Consider the following 19,138-nt stretch of genomic DNA (forward strand, 5'->3'; position numbering starts at 1 on the left):
AGAGGCCACCTGAAATACTTCAGCGGAGATAAAAGCTATGACTGAATGGCAAAAAACGAACTGGCGCAACAAGCCCCGGGTTCAGATGCCAGACTATACCGACGCGGCCGCGCTGGCCAAAGTCGAGGCGCAGCTTTCGCAGTATCCCCCGCTGGTTTTTGCGGGTGAAGCGCGACGGCTGAAGCAGCATCTGGGAGCCGCGGGCCGTGGCGAAGCGTTCCTGTTGCAAGGCGGGGATTGCGCTGAAAGCTTTGAGCAGTTCAGCGCGGATGCGATCCGTGACACGTTCAAGGTGATGCTGCAGATGGCAATGGTGCTAACCTACGGCGCCAAGGTTCCCGTGGTTAAAGTTGGCCGCATGGCGGGCCAGTTTGCAAAACCGCGCAGTGCACCGACTGAGGTTGTGGACGGTGTGGAGTTGCCCAGCTACCGCGGTGACATCATCAATGAGCTGGCCTTTACACCCGAGGCACGCATTCCGAATCCCGACAAGATGCTTCAGGCATATACACAGGCGGCGGCTACACTGAACCTGCTGCGGGCGTTCTCGACCGGTGGTTTTGCGGATATGAGCCACGTGCATTCGTGGACGCTGGGTTTTGCCGACGGGCAAGACGTTCAGAAATACTCTGAGATCGCCGACCGCATTCAGGATTCGATTGACTTCATGGGGGCTGCAGGCATCACCGCCGACACCACCCACGAATTCTCATCGGTGGAGTTTTACACCAGCCACGAGAGCCTGTTGCTTGAGTACGAAGAGGCGTTGACCCGTCTGGATTCGACCTCGGGCAATTGGTTGGCCGGTTCCGGGCACATGATCTGGATCGGCGATCGGACCCGTCAGCCCGACGGTGCGCATGTCGAGTTCTGCCGGGGTGTTCTGAATCCGATTGGTCTGAAATGCGGCCCGACAACCAGTGCCGAAGACCTCAAGGTTCTGATGTCCAAGTTGAATCCCGAAAACGAAGAGGGGCGTCTGACTCTGATCGCGCGCTTTGGTGCAGGTAAAGCGGGTGAGCATCTGCCGCGTCTGGTCAAAGCCGTGAAGGAAGAGGGCGCACAGGTTACTTGGGTCTGCGATCCGATGCATGGCAACACGATCAAATCCGCGACCGGCTACAAGACCCGGCCGTTTGATTCCGTGCTGCGCGAAGTACGCGATTTCTTTGGCGTACATCAGGCTGAAGGCACGATCCCCGGTGGTGTTCATTTCGAGATGACAGGGCTGGATGTCACCGAATGCACCGGAGGTGTGCGCGCGGTGACAGAAGAGGATCTTTCGGATCGCTATCACACAGCTTGCGACCCGCGCCTGAACGCCTCGCAGTCGCTGGAACTTGCATTCCTTGTCGCGGAAGAACTGACCAACCTACGTCGTGACCGCAGCAAGCGCGCTGCAAGCTGACTTCGAATACATCCTGAATTAGTAAGACGGCGGGCCTCATGCCCGCCGTTTTCATTTAGTCGTCACGTGATGATACCAACCTTAGGTGCGGTGCCCCTTTGAACGTGGTCTGGTCTTCAGCGAACCCCTCTGCTTGCTGTTGGACAGGCCTCGGAGGCTGTTGCAAATCAGAGATCGTGTTGACGCGGCGATCCGAGACGATGAAGCGACGCGGTGTTGCCCCGATGGTTCCGTCGCTGATCATGACCCCAAGAATGCGGCTGACGTCGCCCAGATCGCTTTTAAGCGGCAGCAGGATCATGCGGGCCTGAAGGCTGGTTCGTCCGAGCTTGCCTTTCGAAAGCAAGCCCAGTTCAGCAACTGCGGGGCGGGTGAGGACTTGGTCCAGAATGGATTTGACATCATCGCGGGCACTCGGTTCGAAAAAAGCCGTTAGAGGCATACCGCGAACTTCCATGCCCGCCAGATTGTTCAGGTGACTTCCCGCCAGCCGAAACCGGGCCAAACCCGGCGCGATGCGTTCCAGTATGAAAGTGTATTCGAGAATATTCTCCAGGCCGCGCGGATCGATCTGCGAGCGCATCGGAACGCCTTCACCTGTCAGCAAGGCGGTCCAATAGGCTTCGGCCTGACGGATGGGAGAAAGGCTTCGCCCGCTGTCAAATCGGTCCATTGCGATGATCTTTCCAAGTTCTGAGCCGGAACCAGTCCCGAAAAAGGTTTTCATTTCATCACCCTACCATCAATCACTCGCGATTTTCCTAAAATGCCATCTAATGGGCAAAGCTGCGATCCGCCAGCTTTTCTGACTGTCAGATTGACACGGGTTAATACAATTTTGGAGCAATTCTTTAACGAATGGTTAACCTCTTGGCATTGATTGGGGAATGAGCAAGGTCTTGCCCCTTGCTGGTCAATGGCATTAGGTGCGACCAGTGAATTTGACGGAAAGGGCAGGCATGATCAAATCCATGACCGGTTTCGCCTCGGGCAAGGGGGCGTTTGGTCCCCATAGCTGGACTTGGGAATTGCGCAGCGTCAATGGCAAGGGGCTGGATCTACGTCTGCGGCTTCCCGATTGGTTGACAGGGTTAGAGGCCGCGCTGAGAGGCGATCTGTCGAAGCAGGTCAACCGAGGGAACATCACGCTGTCCCTTCGGATGGGACGGGAAGAATCCGCCGCGGATGTCCGGTTGAATACCCCAGCGATGGAAGCTGCGCTGGATGCACTGGCCCAGACCGAAGCGCTTGCTGGCGCGCGGGGCGTATTGTTGGCTCCCTCCAAAGCCAGTGATCTTCTTGCGTTGAAAGGGATGTTGGAAGCCGGAGCTGACGCGGATGATCCAGCCCAACTTGTCGAACACCTGAAATCTGAGTTCGGTGGCTTGCTTGCTTCATTCATTGAGATGCGCGGTTCCGAAGGTGAAGCTCTGTCAGGCATTCTTGCGGGACAACTCGACCAAGTCGCAAAGCTGACGGATCAGGCCGCTGATCTGGCCGAGCGTCGCCGCGAGGAAATGGCGCAAAACATGCGCGAAAATCTGACGCGCGTTCTCGACAATACGCAAGGTGCGGACCCTGATCGCGTTGCACAAGAACTGGCCCTGATCACGGTCAAGGCCGATATCACCGAAGAAATTGACCGGTTGAAGGCCCATGTCACTGCGGCGCGTTCCCTTTTGACGCAAGACGGCCCGGTTGGGCGTAAGCTGGATTTCCTGATGCAAGAATTCAATCGTGAGGCCAATACGCTCTGCTCGAAATCGCAGAATGCCGAACTGACGGCGGTTGGGTTGGAGCTGAAAGCGGTCATCGATCAGATGCGCGAGCAAGTGCAGAACGTGGAATAAGGACGGGAACATCACATGGCGGATCGCCGCGGTCTATTAATCATACTGTCCTCGCCTTCGGGCGCAGGTAAATCCACTCTGGCCCGCCGTTTGATGCAATGGGATGTCGGTTTGGGATTCTCGATCTCGGCCACCACCCGTGCTCCGCGCCCGGGTGAGGAGCATGGCCGGGAGTATTACTTCCTATCCGAGGACGAGTTCAAACAGCAGGTGGCGGATGGGCAGATGCTGGAACACGCGCATGTGTTCGGCAACTTCTACGGCTCTCCTGCTGGACCGGTCCGCGAGTCCATCACACAGGGGCGCGATGTGCTGTTTGATGTTGATTGGCAGGGAGAAGTGCAGATTCGCAATTCGGATCTGGGCAAGCATGCGTTGTCGATTTTCATCCTCCCGCCCTCGATCCGTGAACTACGCCGCAGGCTGGAAGGGCGTGGGCAGGACAGTGAGGATGTGATCGCCAAGCGCATGTTGAAAAGCTGGGATGAGATCAGCCATTGGGGCTACTACGACTATGTTCTGATCAACGATGATTTGGATACCACCGAGGAAAGGCTAAAAACCATCGTCAGCGCAGAACGCATGCGTCGCATCCAACAGCCCAGCCTGCAGAACCACATTCGCTCGTTGCAGACCGAGTTCGAGGGCTTGTCATGACCATCTATGCCTTGGGCGATCACTCGCCGCAAATTCACGAAGACACCTGGGTAGCCCCCGACGCCAACCTGATCGGCAAAGTGGTCCTGGAACAAGGCGCTTCGGTCTGGTTCGGGTGCACCATCCGGGCCGATCACGAAGAAATCCGTGTGGGCGCAGGCAGCAATGTGCAGGAAAACTGCGTGATGCACATCGATGCGGGTTATCCGCTGACCATTGGGAAGAACTGCACAATTGGTCACAAGGTCATGCTGCATGGTTGCACGATCGGAGACAATACGCTGATCGGTATGGGGGCTATCGTTCTAAACGGGGCGAAGATCGGAAAGAACTGTCTGATAGGGGCGGGGGCGCTGATCACCGAAGGCAAAGAGGTTCCCGATAATTCGTTGGTCATGGGCTCGCCGGGCAAAGTTGTGCGGCAGCTTGATGAGGCGGCGGCCCAGAAACTAACGCTGAGTGCGCTGCACTATCAGGACAACATGCGCAAGTTTCGCCAAACATTGCGTCCGGTCTAAACGCGCATGACGGATACCCTGCTTGCCGAATTGGTTTCTGCCATTCCGATGCCCGCCGTGCTGGTCGGTCAGACCGAGCGTATTGTCGCCGCAAATAGCGAGGCACGGACGCTTTTGGGGCACGCAATCGAAGGCAGGCATTTTGCCACGATCCTGCGCCAACCTCAGGTCATCGATGCCGTCGAACAATGCCTGCGCTCGAAGCAACCCGGCAAAGCGCGGCATCTTTCCAATGATGGTGCTCAGGATACGACGTTTGAGGTGCAGTGCAGATTCGTCGGCGGGACCGAGGCGGTATTGGCGGTATTTCAGGATATCACGCATTTGGAACAGGCCGGTCAGATGCGGCGCGATTTTGTGGCCAATGTCAGCCATGAATTGCGCACGCCGCTAACGGCCTTGATGGGGTTTATCGAAACATTGCGAGGCCCCGCCCGCGACGACACCGCCGCCCGCGACCGCTTTCTTCAGATCATGGCGGATGAGGCCAATCGGATGAACCGGCTTGTGGGGGATTTGCTGTCGCTCAATCGGGTGGAAAGTGAAGAACGGGTCAGACCTAAAGAGCCATTGGAACTAACAGGCCTGATTCAATCGACCTTAAACACTCTGCGACCGCTGGCGGATGATGCCAGTGTTGTTGTTTCGTTGGATGCCCCAAACGAGGCGATCGAGATGGTCGGAGACAGCGATCAGCTTCGTCAGGTGATAACCAATCTCGTTGAAAACGCGATCAAATACGGGGGCAGCGGTGGCAAGGTCGGTGTGGTCGTAACCCTGTCTGAGCGGGATACGGCGATGCGCGGTCCTGCGGTACGTATCAAGATCATTGATCAAGGGCCCGGTATTGATGCCAAACACCTGCCCAGGTTGACCGAACGGTTCTACCGCGCAGACAGTCACCGCTCGCGCGAGTTGGGCGGAACCGGACTGGGGCTTGCAATCGTGAAGCATATCGTCAATCGCCATCGGGGCAGGTTGCGGGTGGAAAGTGAGCCGGGGCAGGGCGCGACGTTTACGGTCATTCTACCACGCTGAGGTCGTGCCAAACGCAGGCTTTACTGGGGTGACGCTTCGTCAAGTTAAGAATTTCTGAGAAATTCATGAGTTGTCATGAAACCGTTACATACCTGTCACAAAAGGCTTACGCAGGCGTCATAGTGCTGCGCTCAGATCATCATGGGGATGATCAGTACCCATCCTTTTCAAGGAGACTGAAATGTCCTTTGTAAAACTGTCGGCTTCTGCGCTGGCTATCGCTGCCGTCTCGGCAACCACTGCTGCTGCGCGTGACAACGTTCAAGTTGCTGGCTCTTCCACCGTTCTGCCTTATGCGTCAATCGTTGCAGAACTGTTCGGTGAAAATACCGACTTCCCCACACCGGTTGTTGAATCAGGCGGCTCGTCCGCCGGTCTGAAACGCTTCTGCGAAGGCGTCGGTGAAAACACGATCGACGTTGCAAACGCATCGCGTGCCATCCGTGAAAAAGAGATTAAAGCATGCGCCGAAAACGGTGTGACCGACATCATGGAAGTCCGCATCGGTTATGACGGCATCGTATTTGCAAGCCAGCAGTCGGGTCCTGCGTTCACTGCGTTTGAGCCTGCGGATATTTACAACGCCATCGGATCGAAAGTGATGAAAGATGGCGCGCTGGTCGACAACAGCTTCAACAGCTGGGCCGAGTTCAACGCTGACCTGCCGGATGTGGAAATCGCGATGTTCATCCCGGGCACCAAGCACGGCACCCGCGAAGTGTTCGAAGACAAAGTTCTGCTGGCAGGTTGTGAAGCGACGGGCGCGATGGAAGCCATGGTCGCGGGCGGCCTAAGCGAAGATGACGCCGAAGATGCATGCCTGGACGTGCGCACCGACGGCAAATCGGTCGATATCGACGGTGACTACACCGAAACTCTGGCCCGCATCGACACCAACACCAATGGTATCGGCGTGTTTGGTCTGGCGTTCTACGAGAACAACACCGACAAGCTGAAAGTGGCTACGATGGGTGGTATCGCACCGTCGACCGAGAGCATCGCGTCGGGTGAATACCCCGTCTCGCGTCCGCTGTTTTTCTACGTCAAGAAAGCGCATATCGGCGTGATCCCCGGTCTGAAAGAATACGCCCAGTTCTTCACTCATGAAGAAATTGCTGGTCCCTCGGGCCCGCTGGCCAACTACGGTCTGGTTGCCGATCCTGAACTGGCAAAAACGCAGGACGCGATTGCCAACGAAGTAACCTTGGGTTCGGGCAGCTAATCCCTCACCCCGATCGAATTGACTGGGGGCGGCGTTTTCTGTCGCCCCCAATTTTTCCCTAATCCCGATCAAGACCTATGGGGGCGTCATGCCAATTCTTTGGCTCATTCTGATCGTGCTTGCGATCGCGGCAGTCGGATATGTTTTGGGGCGAATGCGCGCCTTGCAAAGTGCCGGAGGGGACAGCCGCAATCTGCATTCTCTTCCCTCGTTTTATGGCGCTAACGTCGCACTGAAAGTCATAGTTCCCGCCTTAGGTTTGTTGATCGTCTGGCTGCTGGTTCAGCCGCTCTACGTTAACTCTCAGGTCTCGGAGATGGTTCCCGAAACGGCGATCAAGGAAGGATCGTCGCGCAGTCTTGTTATGGCCGAGGTGCGTCGGACCGCAAATGGTCTGGACAGTGCCGTTGCGCAGGGACATCTCACCGAAACGCTCGCACAGGATGCGCGGGCGGATATTTCCGAGATGACCCAAAAGTTGAAGGACGCGGGTCAAGTCGTAACCTCGGACATCACGCAGACGGTTTTGCATGCAGCTCAAGCCTATCGGGCGATAAATTCAACCGGTTACGCGATCATGTCCGCCGCTGTGATACTGGTCGCCTTGGCCGGGGCTGTGTTCAGTTGGTTCCAGACGCATTCTGAATACCGTGCCCGCAATGTGGTTGAGCAGGGAATTCGTGTGTTGCTGCTGGCGGCTGCGTCGATTGCGATCCTGACAACGGTCGGCATCGTCCTTTCGCTGGTTTTCAATACGTGGGAGTTCTTCAAGCTTTACCCGGCATCAGAGTTCTTTTTCGGTACTACCTGGGCGCCCAGTTTCTCGGGCCGTGGTGGGGCATCAGATCTGGGTATCATCCCTTTGCTGTGGGGCACGTTCTATATCTCGTTGGTGGCGTTGTTGGTCGCCGTGCCAATCGGTCTTTTCGCTGCGATTTATCTCAGCGAGTACGCTTCTTCGCGCGTGCGCTCGATCGCTAAACCGATGCTTGAGGTGCTGGCCGGTATCCCGACCATCGTTTACGGCCTTTTTGCCCTGCTGACCGTTGGTCCGCTGTTGCTGAGCGTGTTCGGGGATGACGGATTGGGCTGGATGAAAGCCGGTACGGCCGTGATGACCGCCGGTCTGGTCATGGGCATCATGCTGATCCCATTCGTTTCATCGCTTTCCGATGACATCATCAACGCAGTGCCGCAAGCGATGCGGGATGGCTCTTACGGTTTGGGGGCCACGCAGTCAGAGACCATCCGACAAGTCGTTTTGCCCGCAGCCTTGCCCGGAATCGTCGGCGCGATCCTGCTGGCGGCATCGCGCGCCATCGGTGAGACCATGATCGTGGTTCTGGGGGCAGGGGCCGCCGCGCGTCTGGACCTGAACCCGTTCGAGGCCATGACCACCGTCACCGCCAAGATCGTCAGCCAGCTGACAGGCGACGCCGATTTCGCCTCGCCCGAGGCCCTCGTCGCCTTCGCGCTTGGCATGACGCTGTTCATCCTCACGCTGGGGCTGAACGTTTTTGCCCTTTATATCGTGCGCAAGTATCGGGAGCAGTACGAATGACCGACGCCAGCATGCAAAACACCTCGACCTCGCTGACTGCATCCGATGCCCGGACCAAAAAACGCGCGGCTGCTGAAAAGCGTTTTCGCGCCTATGGGATCGTCGCCATCGCGACCGGATTGTTCTTTCTGATTGTGCTGTTTGCCTCAATCCTGTCGCAGGGCATCCCGGCCTTCCAGCGCACAGTTATCAGTTTAGAATTCACGCTGAGCGAAGCGCAGCGCGATGAAGCCGAAGGCACGATGTTCAAGACAAAGGCCTACTCCAATCTGTTCATTGCGGAACTGAATGAACAACTGGCCGAAAGTGGCATCACCGTGGATTTCGATCAGGATGCCATCGAGCGTCTGTTGGGCAAAATCGGCGGTACGATCCGAACCTCCTATGCCGATAATCCTAGCAAGCTGGGTGAGCCGATCATGTTCGATCTGGCGGCTTCAAGCCGTGTGGATGGCTACTTCAAGGGTCGGGTGTCTCGTGACACCCTGCAGGACAGCCGCTTCCTGCAACTCAGCGATCTGGATCTGGTGGACGCGTTGAAAGAGGCAGGGATCATCAAACAGGCATTCAACTGGCCGTTCATCACTGGTGCGGACTCGGGCGTGGATAACCCCGGTGGCGCGGGTATTGGTGCCTCAGTTGTTGGCTCGTTCTTCATGATGCTGGTGGTGCTGTGCCTATCGCTGCCCATTGGGGTCGCCGCCTCGATCTATCTGGAAGAGTTTGCGCCGCAGAACAAATTTACCGACCTGATCGAGGTGAATATCTCGAACCTGGCCGCCGTTCCGTCCATCGTCTTCGGTATCCTGGGGCTGGCAGTGTTCATTCAATTCATGCACCTGCCGCAGTCGGCACCGCTGGTGGGTGGTCTGGTGCTGACGCTGATGACCCTGCCAACGATCATCATCTCGACCCGAGCCTCGCTAAAGGCGGTTCCCCCGTCTATCCGCGACGCGGCGTTGGGGGTAGGGGCCTCGAAGATGCAAGCCGTCTTCCACCACGTGCTGCCGTTGGCCGCGCCCGGTATCCTGACTGGTACCATCATTGGTCTGGCGCAGGCGCTGGGTGAAACTGCTCCGTTGCTGTTGATCGGCATGGTGGGCTTTGTCGCCCGAGGCTATCCCGATGGCTTTTTGGCGGGCTTCACCGAGCCGAACTCGGCCATGCCGGCACAGATCTACACCTGGGCCGCACGCGCCGATGTGGGTTTTTACGAGAAAGCCTGGGGTGGCATCATCATCCTTTTGATGTTCCTGCTGACCATGAATATCATCGCTATCATCCTGCGCCGCCGCTTTGAACGCCGCTGGTAGGAGGGGTTTAAAATGAACGATATGACACGAGTGGAGAGAACCGTGGACTCCAAAGACATCAAGATCAACGCCAAGCAGGTTCAGGTCTACTACGGTGAGACCCACGCCATCAAGGACGTGAGCGTCGATATCGAAGACAAGACTGTGACGGCTTTCATCGGACCCTCTGGCTGCGGTAAATCCACTTTCTTGCGCTGTCTGAACCGGATGAACGACACAATCGATATTTGCCGGGTGCAGGGTGATATCCTGCTGGACGGTGAAGACATTTACGACAAGCGCGTAGATCCGGTACAGTTGCGTGCCAAGGTCGGCATGGTTTTTCAAAAACCGAACCCGTTCCCCAAATCGATCTATGACAACGTGGCTTACGGTCCGCGTATCCACGGCCTTGCCAAGAATAAGGCAGAACTGGATGAAATCGTAGAGAAATCCCTGCGTCGTGGTGCGATCTGGGATGAGGTCAAGGATCGTCTGGATGCCCCCGGTACCGGCCTTTCTGGTGGTCAGCAACAGCGTCTTTGCATCGCGCGCGCCGTAGCCACCGAGCCTGAGGTGCTATTGATGGACGAACCCTGTTCGGCGCTCGACCCAATCGCGACAGCACAGGTTGAAGAACTGATCGACGAACTGCGTTCACGCTATTCAGTGGTGATCGTGACCCACTCGATGCAGCAGGCTGCGCGGGTCAGTCAGAAGACAGCGTTTTTCCATTTGGGCAACTTGGTTGAGTTTGGCGAAACCGGGCAGATCTTCACCAACCCCGAAGATCCCCGAACCGAAAGTTACATCACCGGCCGGATTGGCTGAGCACAGGATAACTGCAATGAGCGAACAACATATTGCATCCGCGTTCGACCGCGACCTTGAGGCCATCCAAGCACACATCATGAAGATGGGTGGACTGGTCGAAGCCGCCATTATGGGCGCGGCCCGGTCGCTGGAGACCCGCGACGAAGAACTGGCAAATGAAGTGCGTCAAGGCGACAAAGCTATCGACGCACTGGAAGAACTGATTGACGAAGAGACCGCGCGCCTGATTGCCTTGCGTGCACCGACGGCCAGCGATTTGCGGCTGGTGCTGTCCGTTCTGAAGGTTGCGACCAACCTTGAACGGATTGGAGATTACTCCAAGAACATCGCCAAGCGAACGACCGTTCTGGTGAATGCCGGCGAAATCAACGGCAGTGCCGCCGCTCTGCGCCGAATGGCGCGCGAGGTCGAGCGGATGCTGCGCGACGCGCTGGATGCCTATATCCAGCGTGATGCTGAGCTGGCGCAGGACGTGATCGAGCGGGATCTGGAAGTGGACCAGATGTATAACGGCCTGTTTCGCGAGTTCCTGACCTTCATGGCGGAGGATCCGCGCAATATCTCATCGTGCATGCACCTGCATTTCATCGCAAAAAATATCGAACGCATGGGCGATCACGTCACCGCCATTGCCGAGCAGGTCGTCTATCTCGTCACCGGCGAGAGACCCAGCGAAGCGCGCCCCAAAGCCGACAACACGTCGCAAACGATCTAGGAGATCTCAGTCATGTCCGCTGATCAACCGACGGTACTGGTTGTTGAGGATGAGTTGGCCCAAAGAGAGGTACTGGCCTATAATCTGGACGCCGAAGGGTTCCGGGTAATCCGTGCCGCTAATGGCGACGAAGCTTTGTTGCTGGTCGAAGAAGACCGCCCGGATATCATCGTTTTGGATTGGATGATGCCCAATCTCAGCGGTATCGAGGTTTGCCGCCGCCTGAAAACGCGGCCCGACACCCGATCAATTCCGATCATCATGCTGTCGGCGCGCTCGGAAGAGGTTGATAAAGTGCGCGGCCTTGAAACCGGTGCCGATGATTATGTGGTTAAGCCTTACTCGGTTGTCGAATTGATGGCACGTGTACGGACACAATTGCGCAGAGTCCGTCCAGCGACCGTGGGCATCCGGTTGGAGTTTGACGATATCATACTGGACTCTGAGACCCACAAGGTCAGCCGCGACAACAAGCTGTTAAAACTGGGCCCGACCGAGTTCCGGTTGCTGAGCACATTCATGGAAAAGCCCGGCCGGGTCTGGAGCCGCGAGCAGTTGCTTGACCGCGTATGGGGCCGCGATATCTACGTCGACACGCGTACTGTTGATGTTCATATCGGTCGTCTGCGCAAAGCGTTGACCCAACATGGCGGTGAAGATCCGGTGCGCACTGTGCGCGGGGCAGGATACGCGCTCGGCTAACGTGGCAGTGCTTCTTCGGTCTGGGCCTGAGAAGCAAGCCAGTGTCGAAACTCTCGCAATGATCCGTCATCCGATTTTTCGCGCGGCCAAACCAGATAATATGCCCCCATCGTCTCTATCGCGTCAGGGAAGGCTGCAACCAGCCTACCTGTCGCAAGGTCTTGTTCCACCAGATAGTTTGGCAATAGGGCAACACCCAGGCCGTGCAGCGCGGCTTGGTTGATGGTGTTGAACTGGTCGTGGACGGTGCCGGGCAGGGGATGCGGGTGCGTGACACCCATCTGTTGAAACCAGTCCTGCCAGGCGCGCGGTCTTGTCTGGATATGCAGCAGCGGCAGTTTTAGCAGATCGCGGGGTGACGTCGGAGTGCCTTTGGGTAAAAGCTCGGGCGCGCAGACGGGCAAAACCCGCTCGACACTTAATAGCAAGCGATCAGTTCCAGGCCAATCAGGTTCCCCAAAATGTAAAGCCGCATCAAAGGGTTCCGAAGCAAAACTAAACGGTCGCAACCGCGTGGTCATGTTGATTGTGATATCCGGATGGCGGCGGGCGAAATCCGGCAGACGCGGTACCAGCCAGCGCATTCCGAATGTCGGCAGAATCGCCAGATTCAATGTCCCACCGACAGGGGAAATGTGCAGTTTCAGCGCCGCCTGCGCGATCTGAGACAAGGCTGGCCGAATTTCTTGTACATAGTCCTGTCCAGCCTTTGTCAGTGACAATCGCTTGCGATCACGGCTGACCAATTCTGCGTCCAAATGCGCTTCAAGCGTCTGCAGTTGCCGACTGACCGCGCTTTGCGTCAGTGCCATTTCATCCGCGACTGCCGAGGCTGATCCAAGGCGATCCAAAGCTTCAAGCGCGCGCAGCGCGGATATAGGCGGCAGGATAGGGCGCTTGGTGTCCATCTATGCGTTTTGATCATGAAACAATGCAAATGTCTCGCTGTTTTTTGAATATTTCTCAGGTTATAGTTGCGCAAATCTATTCAAGTCGGAGAAGCAAAATGAACGCTCCAGATACAAAGCCTGTCCTGCGCGCAAAAGATGCGCCTGACCTTGGACGTTTCAACTGGGACGACCCGTTTCGCTTGTCGGACCAGTTGGAAGAGGATGAACGCCTGATTGCCGACAGCGCGCGCGCTTACGCCCAGGAGAAATTGCAGCCGCGTGTCACCAAGGCTTTTGCAAACGAAGAAACCGATCCCGAGATCTTTCGTGAAATGGGTGAAATGGGGCTGTTGGGCACGACAATCCCCGAAGAATATGGTGGGATCGGTGCGAGCTACGTATCTTATGGACTGGTGGCGCGGGAAGTTGAGCGGGTGGATTCCGGCTATCGCTCGATGATGTCGGTGCAAAGCTCGTTGGTGATGTACCCGATTTTCGCCTATGGCAGCGAAGAACAGCGTCGCAAATATCTGCCGAAACTGGCAAGTGGCGAATGGATTGGGTGTTTTGGCCTGACAGAGCCGGATGCGGGTTCGGACCCGGCGGCGATGAAGACCCGCGCCGAGAAAATTGATGGCGGGTATCGTCTGACCGGCAGCAAGATGTGGATTTCAAACGCACCGATCGCAGATGTCTATGTGGTCTGGGCCAAGTCAGATGCGCATGACGGCAAGATTCGTGGGTTCGTGCTGGATAAAGGCACCAAGGGCCTGAGCGCACCGAAGATCGAGAACAAGCTGAGCCTGCGTACTTCGATCACAGGTGAAATTGTCATGGATGGCGTTGAGGTGGACGAGGGCGCTTTGCTTCCACATGTTCAGGGTCTCAAGGGACCGTTCGGCTGCCTGAACCGCGCACGCTATGGTATCAGCTGGGGTGCGATGGGGGCCGCGGAATGCTGCTGGCACGCAGCGCGTCAATACGGCTTGGATCGTAAACAATTCAATCGACCACTTGCGCAGACCCAGTTGTTTCAACGCAAACTGGCAGAGATGCAGACCGAAATCTCTTTGGGACTGCAAGCAAGCTTGCGCGTCGGCCGTCTGATGGATCAGGCTGAAGCTGCGCCCGAGATGATCTCGATCATCAAACGTAACAATTGCGGCAAGGCATTGGACATTGCGCGGATGTCGCGTGACATGCACGGCGGCAACGGTATCTCACTTGAGTTCCAGGTGGTGCGTCACATGATCAATCTTGAGACAGTCAACACCTATGAGGGCACGCACGACGTTCATGCATTGATCCTGGGGCGGGCGCAAACCGGGCTACAGGCATTTTACTGAGATTGCATCTATTAATCGTATAATCGGTATTATGTAAAAAAATAGGAAGCGAGCCACGACTATAGAACACACATTGGTCGTGGCTTGCCAATATGTTACGCTGTGTTTGAGAAGTAAGACACGAGCTAAGCAATGGTTCTGATTGGGAAGACCGTCGTCATCACTGGCGCTGCAAATGGCATAGGTAAAGGTCTTGCCAAGCGGTTCTCAGAAGAAGGTGCGCATGTAGTCTGCGCCGATATCGACCTTGCCGGCGCGCAGGCCGTGGCGGCGCAAATTGGCGGTGATGCACTCAGCTGTGATGTGTCCAAGGAAAGTGATATTCGAAATCTGATTGAGACTGTCGAGGATACGATCGCTCCGATTGATTTATTCTGTGCCAATGCGGGAATACTCACCCTAGGTGGATTTGAAGTGCCGGATGCTGAATGGGACCGCATCTGGCAGATCAACGTTATGTCTCATGTCTGGACCGCGCGGCACCTGATCCCAAGGATGGTTGCGCGTGGTGGTGGTTATTTGATGATCACAGCTTCAGCGGCTGGATTGCTCAATCAACCCGGCGCAGCCCCTTATGGCGTAACCAAACATGCGGCTGTGGGTTTTGCTGAATGGATCGCGATGACCTATGGCGATAAAGGTCTCAGGGTTTCGGTTCTGTGTCCGCAGGCCGTTCGGTCCGAGATGATACGTGGACATGAGGATTCGGTCGCCGCGATTGACGGAATAATTGAACCTGATGAGGTCGCCCAAGCCTGTGTCGAGGCGCTGGCGGATGAACGTTTCTTGATTCTTCCGCATCCACAAGTGCTTGACTATATGCGTTTAAAAACAGAAGATTACGACCGATGGTTAGGTGGAATGATGAAGCTTAATCAAAGGTTTGCTGGCAGTTCTTAGCGCGGTTTCCGTCTTCTGAGCAGGCCTTCTTGCGCGACGGATGCAACTAATTCGCCATTCTGCGAGAAGATCGAACCCCGATTGAAGCTGCGCCCCTGCCCTGTCCACGGCGATTCCATCGAATACAGATGCCAGTTTTGAAACTGCACGGGCGCATGAAACCAGATTGTATGGTCCAGACTGGCCCCATCAATTTCACCAGTGAACCAGCTCAGCCCATGGGGCCGCATTCCGGAACTGAGCAAGCTCATATCCGAGGCATAGGCCAATAGAAGATGTTGTGTGACGGTGTCCGCGTGGTTCGCTGCGCCCATGCGAAACCAGACGTGATTCTTGTCATCTGCCTTTGCGGGTGCAAACAGGTCCAGCGGATCGATTTCGCGCACTTCGATCGGGCGCTCGCGCAGCAATTCAGCTTTCAGCTTTTCGGGAACGCGATCCAGGTATTTTTCGCGCAATTCGTCACGCGATGGATGGTGCTCGGGCGCTTGAACGTCCGGAATCGGATGCTGATGTTCCCATCCGTCATCCCGCTTGTGGAACGAAGCTGACATGTTCAGAATTTGCTTGCCATGCTGGATCGCAACCACGCGGCGGGTTGTAAAAGAACCTCCATCGCGCGCGCGATCCACTTGATATATAACCGGAATTGACGGATCTCCGGGCCTTATGAAATAGGCGTGCAAGGAATGGCATAAACGATCCTCGACCGTCCTGTACGCTGCGGCAAGCGCTTGCGCGATCACCTGCCCGCCAAAGATACGCGTTGGTGTCTCACCACCAGAACCGGTTCCGCGAAACAAATCGACCTCGAGCGGTTCGATATTCAGCAGATCAAGCAATATGCGTTCGGCTTCGGTCATTCGGGGCTCTCCGGCGTCTTGGCCTTTTCCGGTATCACTCAAACACCGATCGTTCAACGAGCGCCGCGTGAACCAGCGCCTTTAACTGGGCTCGGGATGGATAAGAGCTGGATGGAGAGAGCTGTGTAAAAAACACTGTTGAAATCGCGTTGACCGGATCGATCCAGAAATAGGTGGAGGCCATCCCGCCCCAGCCATAGTCGCCAACCGAGCTTGGGGCTCGGGTGCTCGCCGGGTTCAATACCACCGCGCCTCCGATGCCAAAGCCTGTGCCTTCCATGGGTTGCTCTGCAAAGCTTTGTGGACCCATGGATGCAATATCGTCCGGTAAATGGTTGCGAAACATGAATTCTACAGTCTTCGGCCCGAGCAATCGCGCGCCATTTGCGGTTCCTTTGTTTCGCAACATCTCGGCGAACTTGCTGTAATCGTCGATGGTACTGATCAATCCGCCACCGCCAGAAAAGGTCGTTGCCGCCTCAAACGGGGACTCTCCGGCCCGATCCACCAACCGCAGTGTTTCGCCACCCGATTTTGCGGCATTCAGCGCCATGGCATCGCCTTCGAGCGGGGTGTAGAGCGAGGCAAATCGGTCCCCTGCCCCTTCAGGCACTGAAAACGCGGTTTCACTCATCCCAAGTGGTCGAAAGATGTGTTCGGTCAGAAACACGTCCAGCGGTTTGCCTGATACGACTTCAATCACGCGGCCAATCACGTCGATCCCTACCGAATATTCCCAGCGGCTGCCCGGCTGAAACGCCAGCGGTAACTCTGCCAGCACTTTGACCCGATCTGCCAGCAGACCCTGTTGCGGAGAAAAGATTAGATCAAACGCATCCATAGCCTCGGGTAACACACCGGGATTGAACGGGTAGCTCAGCCCGCTGGTGTGCGTCAGCAATTGATGCAAGCTGGGTGTCGGCGCGTCCTCGGTCTGGTTCAACTGCGTTGCACCCGGGACCAAGGCTTGCATCGTTGCAAACTCTGGCAGGAAATCGGAAACCGGGGCATCTAGATGAAACAACCCTTGTTCCACCAACATCATCAAAGCAACGGACGTCACAGGCTTAGTCATCGAATAGATCCGAACCAGGCTATCGCGCTGGAACGCGAGGTCGGTTTCAATGCAGCGGCGGCCACATGCGTGAAAGAATGCCTCTTGCCCGTTCTGGTGGATCAGAAGGGCGCTGCCTGCGTATTTCTTCTGCTCAACATATCTGTGCATCCATTGGCGGATGTGGGTCTGCGCGGTCGGATCAAATCCCATGAGGCAACTCCATCTTGATCAGGCCGATCTTGCCTTCGTAAGACCCTAGGCAACAGCGAATTCTGCCGATTTTTGCTGGATTTGTTGAAGTGCGCCGAGAATACTGCCTACGTTTTTTGCAGCGCAGATAATCCGTGTTGGGCGAAGACAGGCACATAGGCACCGAAAGCCTTAGCGCGTGCCGGGTCTGACGCGTTTCCATCCAAGGCCCGCTTGTAGACACCTTGCAGAATACCGGCCATCCGAAAGAAGTTAAAAGCAAGGTAGAAGCCAAAATTCTCAATCCCCGTTAGGCCGCGGCGCGCGCAATACTCGGTGATGAAGTCCTGATCGGACGGTAGCCCAAGGCTTAACCGATCTACGCCAGCCAGCCCCCGTCCCTCCTTGCCCGGGGGCAGCTGCCACTGCATGATGACGGCCGCCAGGTCGGCATATGGATGGCCGATGGTCGATAGCTCCCAATCCAGCACTCCGATGCAGGCGGTGCCATGCGCCTCGAACATAAGATTGTCGATGCGGTAATCCCCATGAACCAGTGTTCTTTGATTATCATCCTCGGGGATCTGGCGCTCAAGCCCGGCGATCAGCTGATCCATCTCGGCGATTTTTTCGGTCTCAGAGGCGCGATATTGTTTGGTCCAGCGAGCAATTTGCCGCTCGAAATAGTTGCCTGGAGGTCCGAAATCCGAAAGACCCACCGCATCGATATCGACCATGTGCAGTTCGGCCAGTACGCGGTTCATCTCTTTCAGCACACCCGTGCGCGTCGCATTGTTTTCGCCTTTCATGACAGGGTCGACAAATGTGCGCCCTTTCAGATGCTCCATCACGTAAAAGGCAGAGCCTATGACGCTGTCATCTTCACAAAGCAGGTGTACTTGCGGGACGGGCACTTTGCTACCAGCCAGCGCTGCTTGTACGCGAAATTCCCGATCCACTGCATGTGCGGATTTCAGCAATATGCCCGGCGGCTTGCGTCTCAGAACATAGGATTTGGCCGGCGTACGCAGCAGATAGGTTGGGTTCGACTGACCCACGGTGAATTTTGTAGCTTCAAGAGGGCCATGATACCCAACAAGATGCGTGTTTAGATAAGCGTCGACGGACTTGATATCCAAAGTGTTTTCAGTGTGTGTCATATATTCAGCCTGCGTATGAACCCACGGCTAAAGGGCATCGGCAAAGATATTGCCACCGGTCTGCACATTTATCCCGCCGGAGACAGGGATGACCGCGCCAGTGACATAACTGCCTCCGCGACCGCATAGAAACAACATGCAACCAGCGATATCCTCGGCCTGGCCAACCCGGCCCAGTGGAACACCTTTGCCGACGCGCGCGCGCTTGGTTTCGTCTTCGGTGGCAAAGGCCGTCATGCGCGATACGAATGGTCCCGGGGCCAGCGCATTCACCGTGACTCTGTATGGTGCCAATTCTTTAGCCATGATTTTGGACAGGTGAATAACCGCCGCTTTGGACGCGGAATAGCTGTAGGCCCCGTCACCCATCGGAACTTCACCCATGACCGAACCTACATTGATGACCCGCGCAGGATCCTCGTCGGTTGCGGATTTCATCAGAAGTGGCAGCAATTTTTGGGTCAGATCAAATACGCCTGCGACATTAACCGACATGACTTTGTCCCAAGCGAAATGAGGGAACTGCCCCATCGGCGCGCCCCAAGACACACCTGCATTATTCATCAATATATCAATCGCTTGAGTGCGGTTTTTGACTTCATCCACCAACGCATCTACACCCGCCTCACTGCTGATGTCGCCAGCAAACCCTTCTGCCGAACCTGGCGCGTCCAGAGCGTTCAACTCTGTTGCAACCTCCTCGCATGCCTCGCCTTTGCGAGAAGCGATCAACACATGCGCCCCGGCACGTACCAACGCCTCGGCCGCCATTCGGCCGATACCGGTGGCACCCCCAGTTACCAGTGCCGTCTTTCCACTGAGCGAAAACAAAGTCTCGGGCGTCATGTGCACTCCATTCAGGCGATCTGGGATTCTGGCGTGGGGTCTTCTTGACAATACGTGCTGACAATCCAACGATTTCAAAACAGGTGAAGC

General features: G+C 56.2%; 19 protein-coding genes. 13 read left to right on the plus strand and 6 right to left on the minus strand.

The annotated features are described in order from the left end of the window. The first annotated feature begins 37 nt into the window (after positions 1-37). The gene (locus ACR0NM_RS05295) at positions 38-1,408 is read left to right on the plus strand and encodes a class II 3-deoxy-7-phosphoheptulonate synthase (protein ID WP_170393056.1); all 1,371 of its coding nucleotides are present in this window, start codon (positions 38-40) and stop codon (positions 1,406-1,408) included. 55 nt (positions 1,409-1,463) lie between these two features. Here ACR0NM_RS05295 and ACR0NM_RS05300 read toward each other — a convergent pair whose 3' ends face one another. Next, the gene (locus ACR0NM_RS05300; RefSeq protein WP_480590316.1) at positions 1,464-2,135 is read right to left on the minus strand and encodes a PAS domain-containing protein; all 672 of its coding nucleotides are present in this window, start codon (positions 2,133-2,135) and stop codon (positions 1,464-1,466) included. A gap of 232 nt (positions 2,136-2,367) precedes the next feature. Between ACR0NM_RS05300 and ACR0NM_RS05305 the strand changes: the two genes are divergently transcribed. The 10 genes from ACR0NM_RS05305 to phoB all read left to right on the plus strand — a co-directional run bounded on the left by ACR0NM_RS05305 (position 2,368) and on the right by phoB (position 11,797). After that, complete coding sequence (locus ACR0NM_RS05305; RefSeq protein ID WP_480613532.1) at positions 2,368-3,258, plus strand: YicC/YloC family endoribonuclease; 891 nt, start codon at positions 2,368-2,370, stop codon at positions 3,256-3,258. Between the two features lie 15 nt (positions 3,259-3,273). Then, positions 3,274-3,915 carry a guanylate kinase gene (gene gmk / locus ACR0NM_RS05310; RefSeq protein WP_480613534.1) on the plus strand — a complete coding sequence of 214 codons (642 nt, stop codon included), beginning with the start codon at positions 3,274-3,276 and terminating at the stop codon, positions 3,913-3,915. Further along, the gene (locus ACR0NM_RS05315) at positions 3,912-4,433 is read left to right on the plus strand and encodes a gamma carbonic anhydrase family protein (protein ID WP_170646059.1); all 522 of its coding nucleotides are present in this window, start codon (positions 3,912-3,914) and stop codon (positions 4,431-4,433) included. The genes gmk and ACR0NM_RS05315 overlap by 4 nt, the downstream gene beginning before the upstream one ends. 6 nt (positions 4,434-4,439) lie before the next feature. Further along, positions 4,440-5,471, plus strand: a complete 1,032-nt coding sequence (locus tag ACR0NM_RS05320; protein ID WP_480613536.1) for an ATP-binding protein — start codon at positions 4,440-4,442, stop codon at positions 5,469-5,471. A gap of 181 nt (positions 5,472-5,652) precedes the next feature. Further along, positions 5,653-6,693, plus strand: a complete 1,041-nt coding sequence (locus ACR0NM_RS05325) for a substrate-binding domain-containing protein (RefSeq protein ID WP_170393061.1) — start codon at positions 5,653-5,655, stop codon at positions 6,691-6,693. An 88-nt stretch (positions 6,694-6,781) separates the two neighbouring features. Further along, a complete protein-coding gene (gene pstC, locus ACR0NM_RS05330; protein ID WP_170735029.1) occupies positions 6,782-8,254 on the plus strand; it encodes a phosphate ABC transporter permease subunit PstC in 1,473 nt (490 codons plus the stop codon). After that, complete coding sequence (gene pstA / locus ACR0NM_RS05335; protein WP_480613538.1) at positions 8,251-9,567, plus strand: phosphate ABC transporter permease PstA; 1,317 nt, start codon at positions 8,251-8,253, stop codon at positions 9,565-9,567. Before pstC ends, pstA begins: the two co-directional genes overlap by 4 nt. A 12-nt stretch (positions 9,568-9,579) precedes the next feature. Then, positions 9,580-10,377, plus strand: a complete 798-nt coding sequence (pstB, locus tag ACR0NM_RS05340; RefSeq protein WP_170393064.1) for a phosphate ABC transporter ATP-binding protein PstB — start codon at positions 9,580-9,582, stop codon at positions 10,375-10,377. A gap of 16 nt (positions 10,378-10,393) precedes the next feature. After that, entirely contained in the window at positions 10,394-11,095 is a 702-nt protein-coding gene (gene phoU, locus ACR0NM_RS05345) for a phosphate signaling complex protein PhoU (RefSeq protein ID WP_170393065.1), read from the plus strand. A gap of 12 nt (positions 11,096-11,107) precedes the next feature. Further along, positions 11,108-11,797, plus strand: a complete 690-nt coding sequence (gene phoB, locus ACR0NM_RS05350) for a phosphate regulon transcriptional regulator PhoB (RefSeq protein ID WP_170393066.1) — start codon at positions 11,108-11,110, stop codon at positions 11,795-11,797. On the opposite strand, the gene ACR0NM_RS05355 is transcribed toward phoB, so the two are convergent. Beyond that, positions 11,794-12,705, minus strand: a complete 912-nt coding sequence (locus ACR0NM_RS05355) for a LysR substrate-binding domain-containing protein (protein WP_480613540.1) — start codon at positions 12,703-12,705, stop codon at positions 11,794-11,796. The two genes, phoB and ACR0NM_RS05355, sit on opposite strands and share 4 nt — an antisense overlap. A 98-nt stretch (positions 12,706-12,803) precedes the next feature. Between ACR0NM_RS05355 and ACR0NM_RS05360 the strand changes: the two genes are divergently transcribed. Beyond that, positions 12,804-14,033 (plus strand): acyl-CoA dehydrogenase, encoded by a 1,230-nt coding sequence (locus tag ACR0NM_RS05360; protein WP_170393068.1) that lies wholly within the window; start codon positions 12,804-12,806, stop codon positions 14,031-14,033. Positions 14,034-14,165: 132 nt separating this feature from the next. After that, the gene (locus ACR0NM_RS05365) at positions 14,166-14,933 is read left to right on the plus strand and encodes an SDR family oxidoreductase (protein WP_170625905.1); all 768 of its coding nucleotides are present in this window, start codon (positions 14,166-14,168) and stop codon (positions 14,931-14,933) included. Here the strand turns inward: ACR0NM_RS05365 and ACR0NM_RS05370 are convergent. The 4 genes from ACR0NM_RS05370 to ACR0NM_RS05385 form a co-directional block, all read right to left on the minus strand. Beyond that, on the minus strand, positions 14,930-15,796 hold the full coding sequence (locus ACR0NM_RS05370; protein ID WP_170625906.1) for an acyl-CoA thioesterase: 867 nt from the start codon (positions 15,794-15,796) through the stop codon (positions 14,930-14,932). The two genes, ACR0NM_RS05365 and ACR0NM_RS05370, sit on opposite strands and share 4 nt — an antisense overlap. A gap of 34 nt (positions 15,797-15,830) precedes the next feature. Next, the gene (locus tag ACR0NM_RS05375) at positions 15,831-17,063 is read right to left on the minus strand and encodes a serine hydrolase domain-containing protein (RefSeq protein WP_480613542.1); all 1,233 of its coding nucleotides are present in this window, start codon (positions 17,061-17,063) and stop codon (positions 15,831-15,833) included. Positions 17,064-17,170: 107 nt separating this feature from the next. Beyond that, a complete protein-coding gene (locus tag ACR0NM_RS05380) occupies positions 17,171-18,202 on the minus strand; it encodes a phosphotransferase family protein (protein ID WP_480613544.1) in 1,032 nt (343 codons plus the stop codon). 27 nt (positions 18,203-18,229) lie between these two features. Continuing rightward, positions 18,230-19,048, minus strand: coding sequence for an SDR family NAD(P)-dependent oxidoreductase (locus ACR0NM_RS05385; protein WP_170393073.1), 819 nt, complete (start codon positions 19,046-19,048; stop codon positions 18,230-18,232). Positions 19,049-19,138: the final 90 nt, after the last annotated feature.

It is taken from the genome of Ruegeria sp. AF2 (assembly GCF_056542025.1).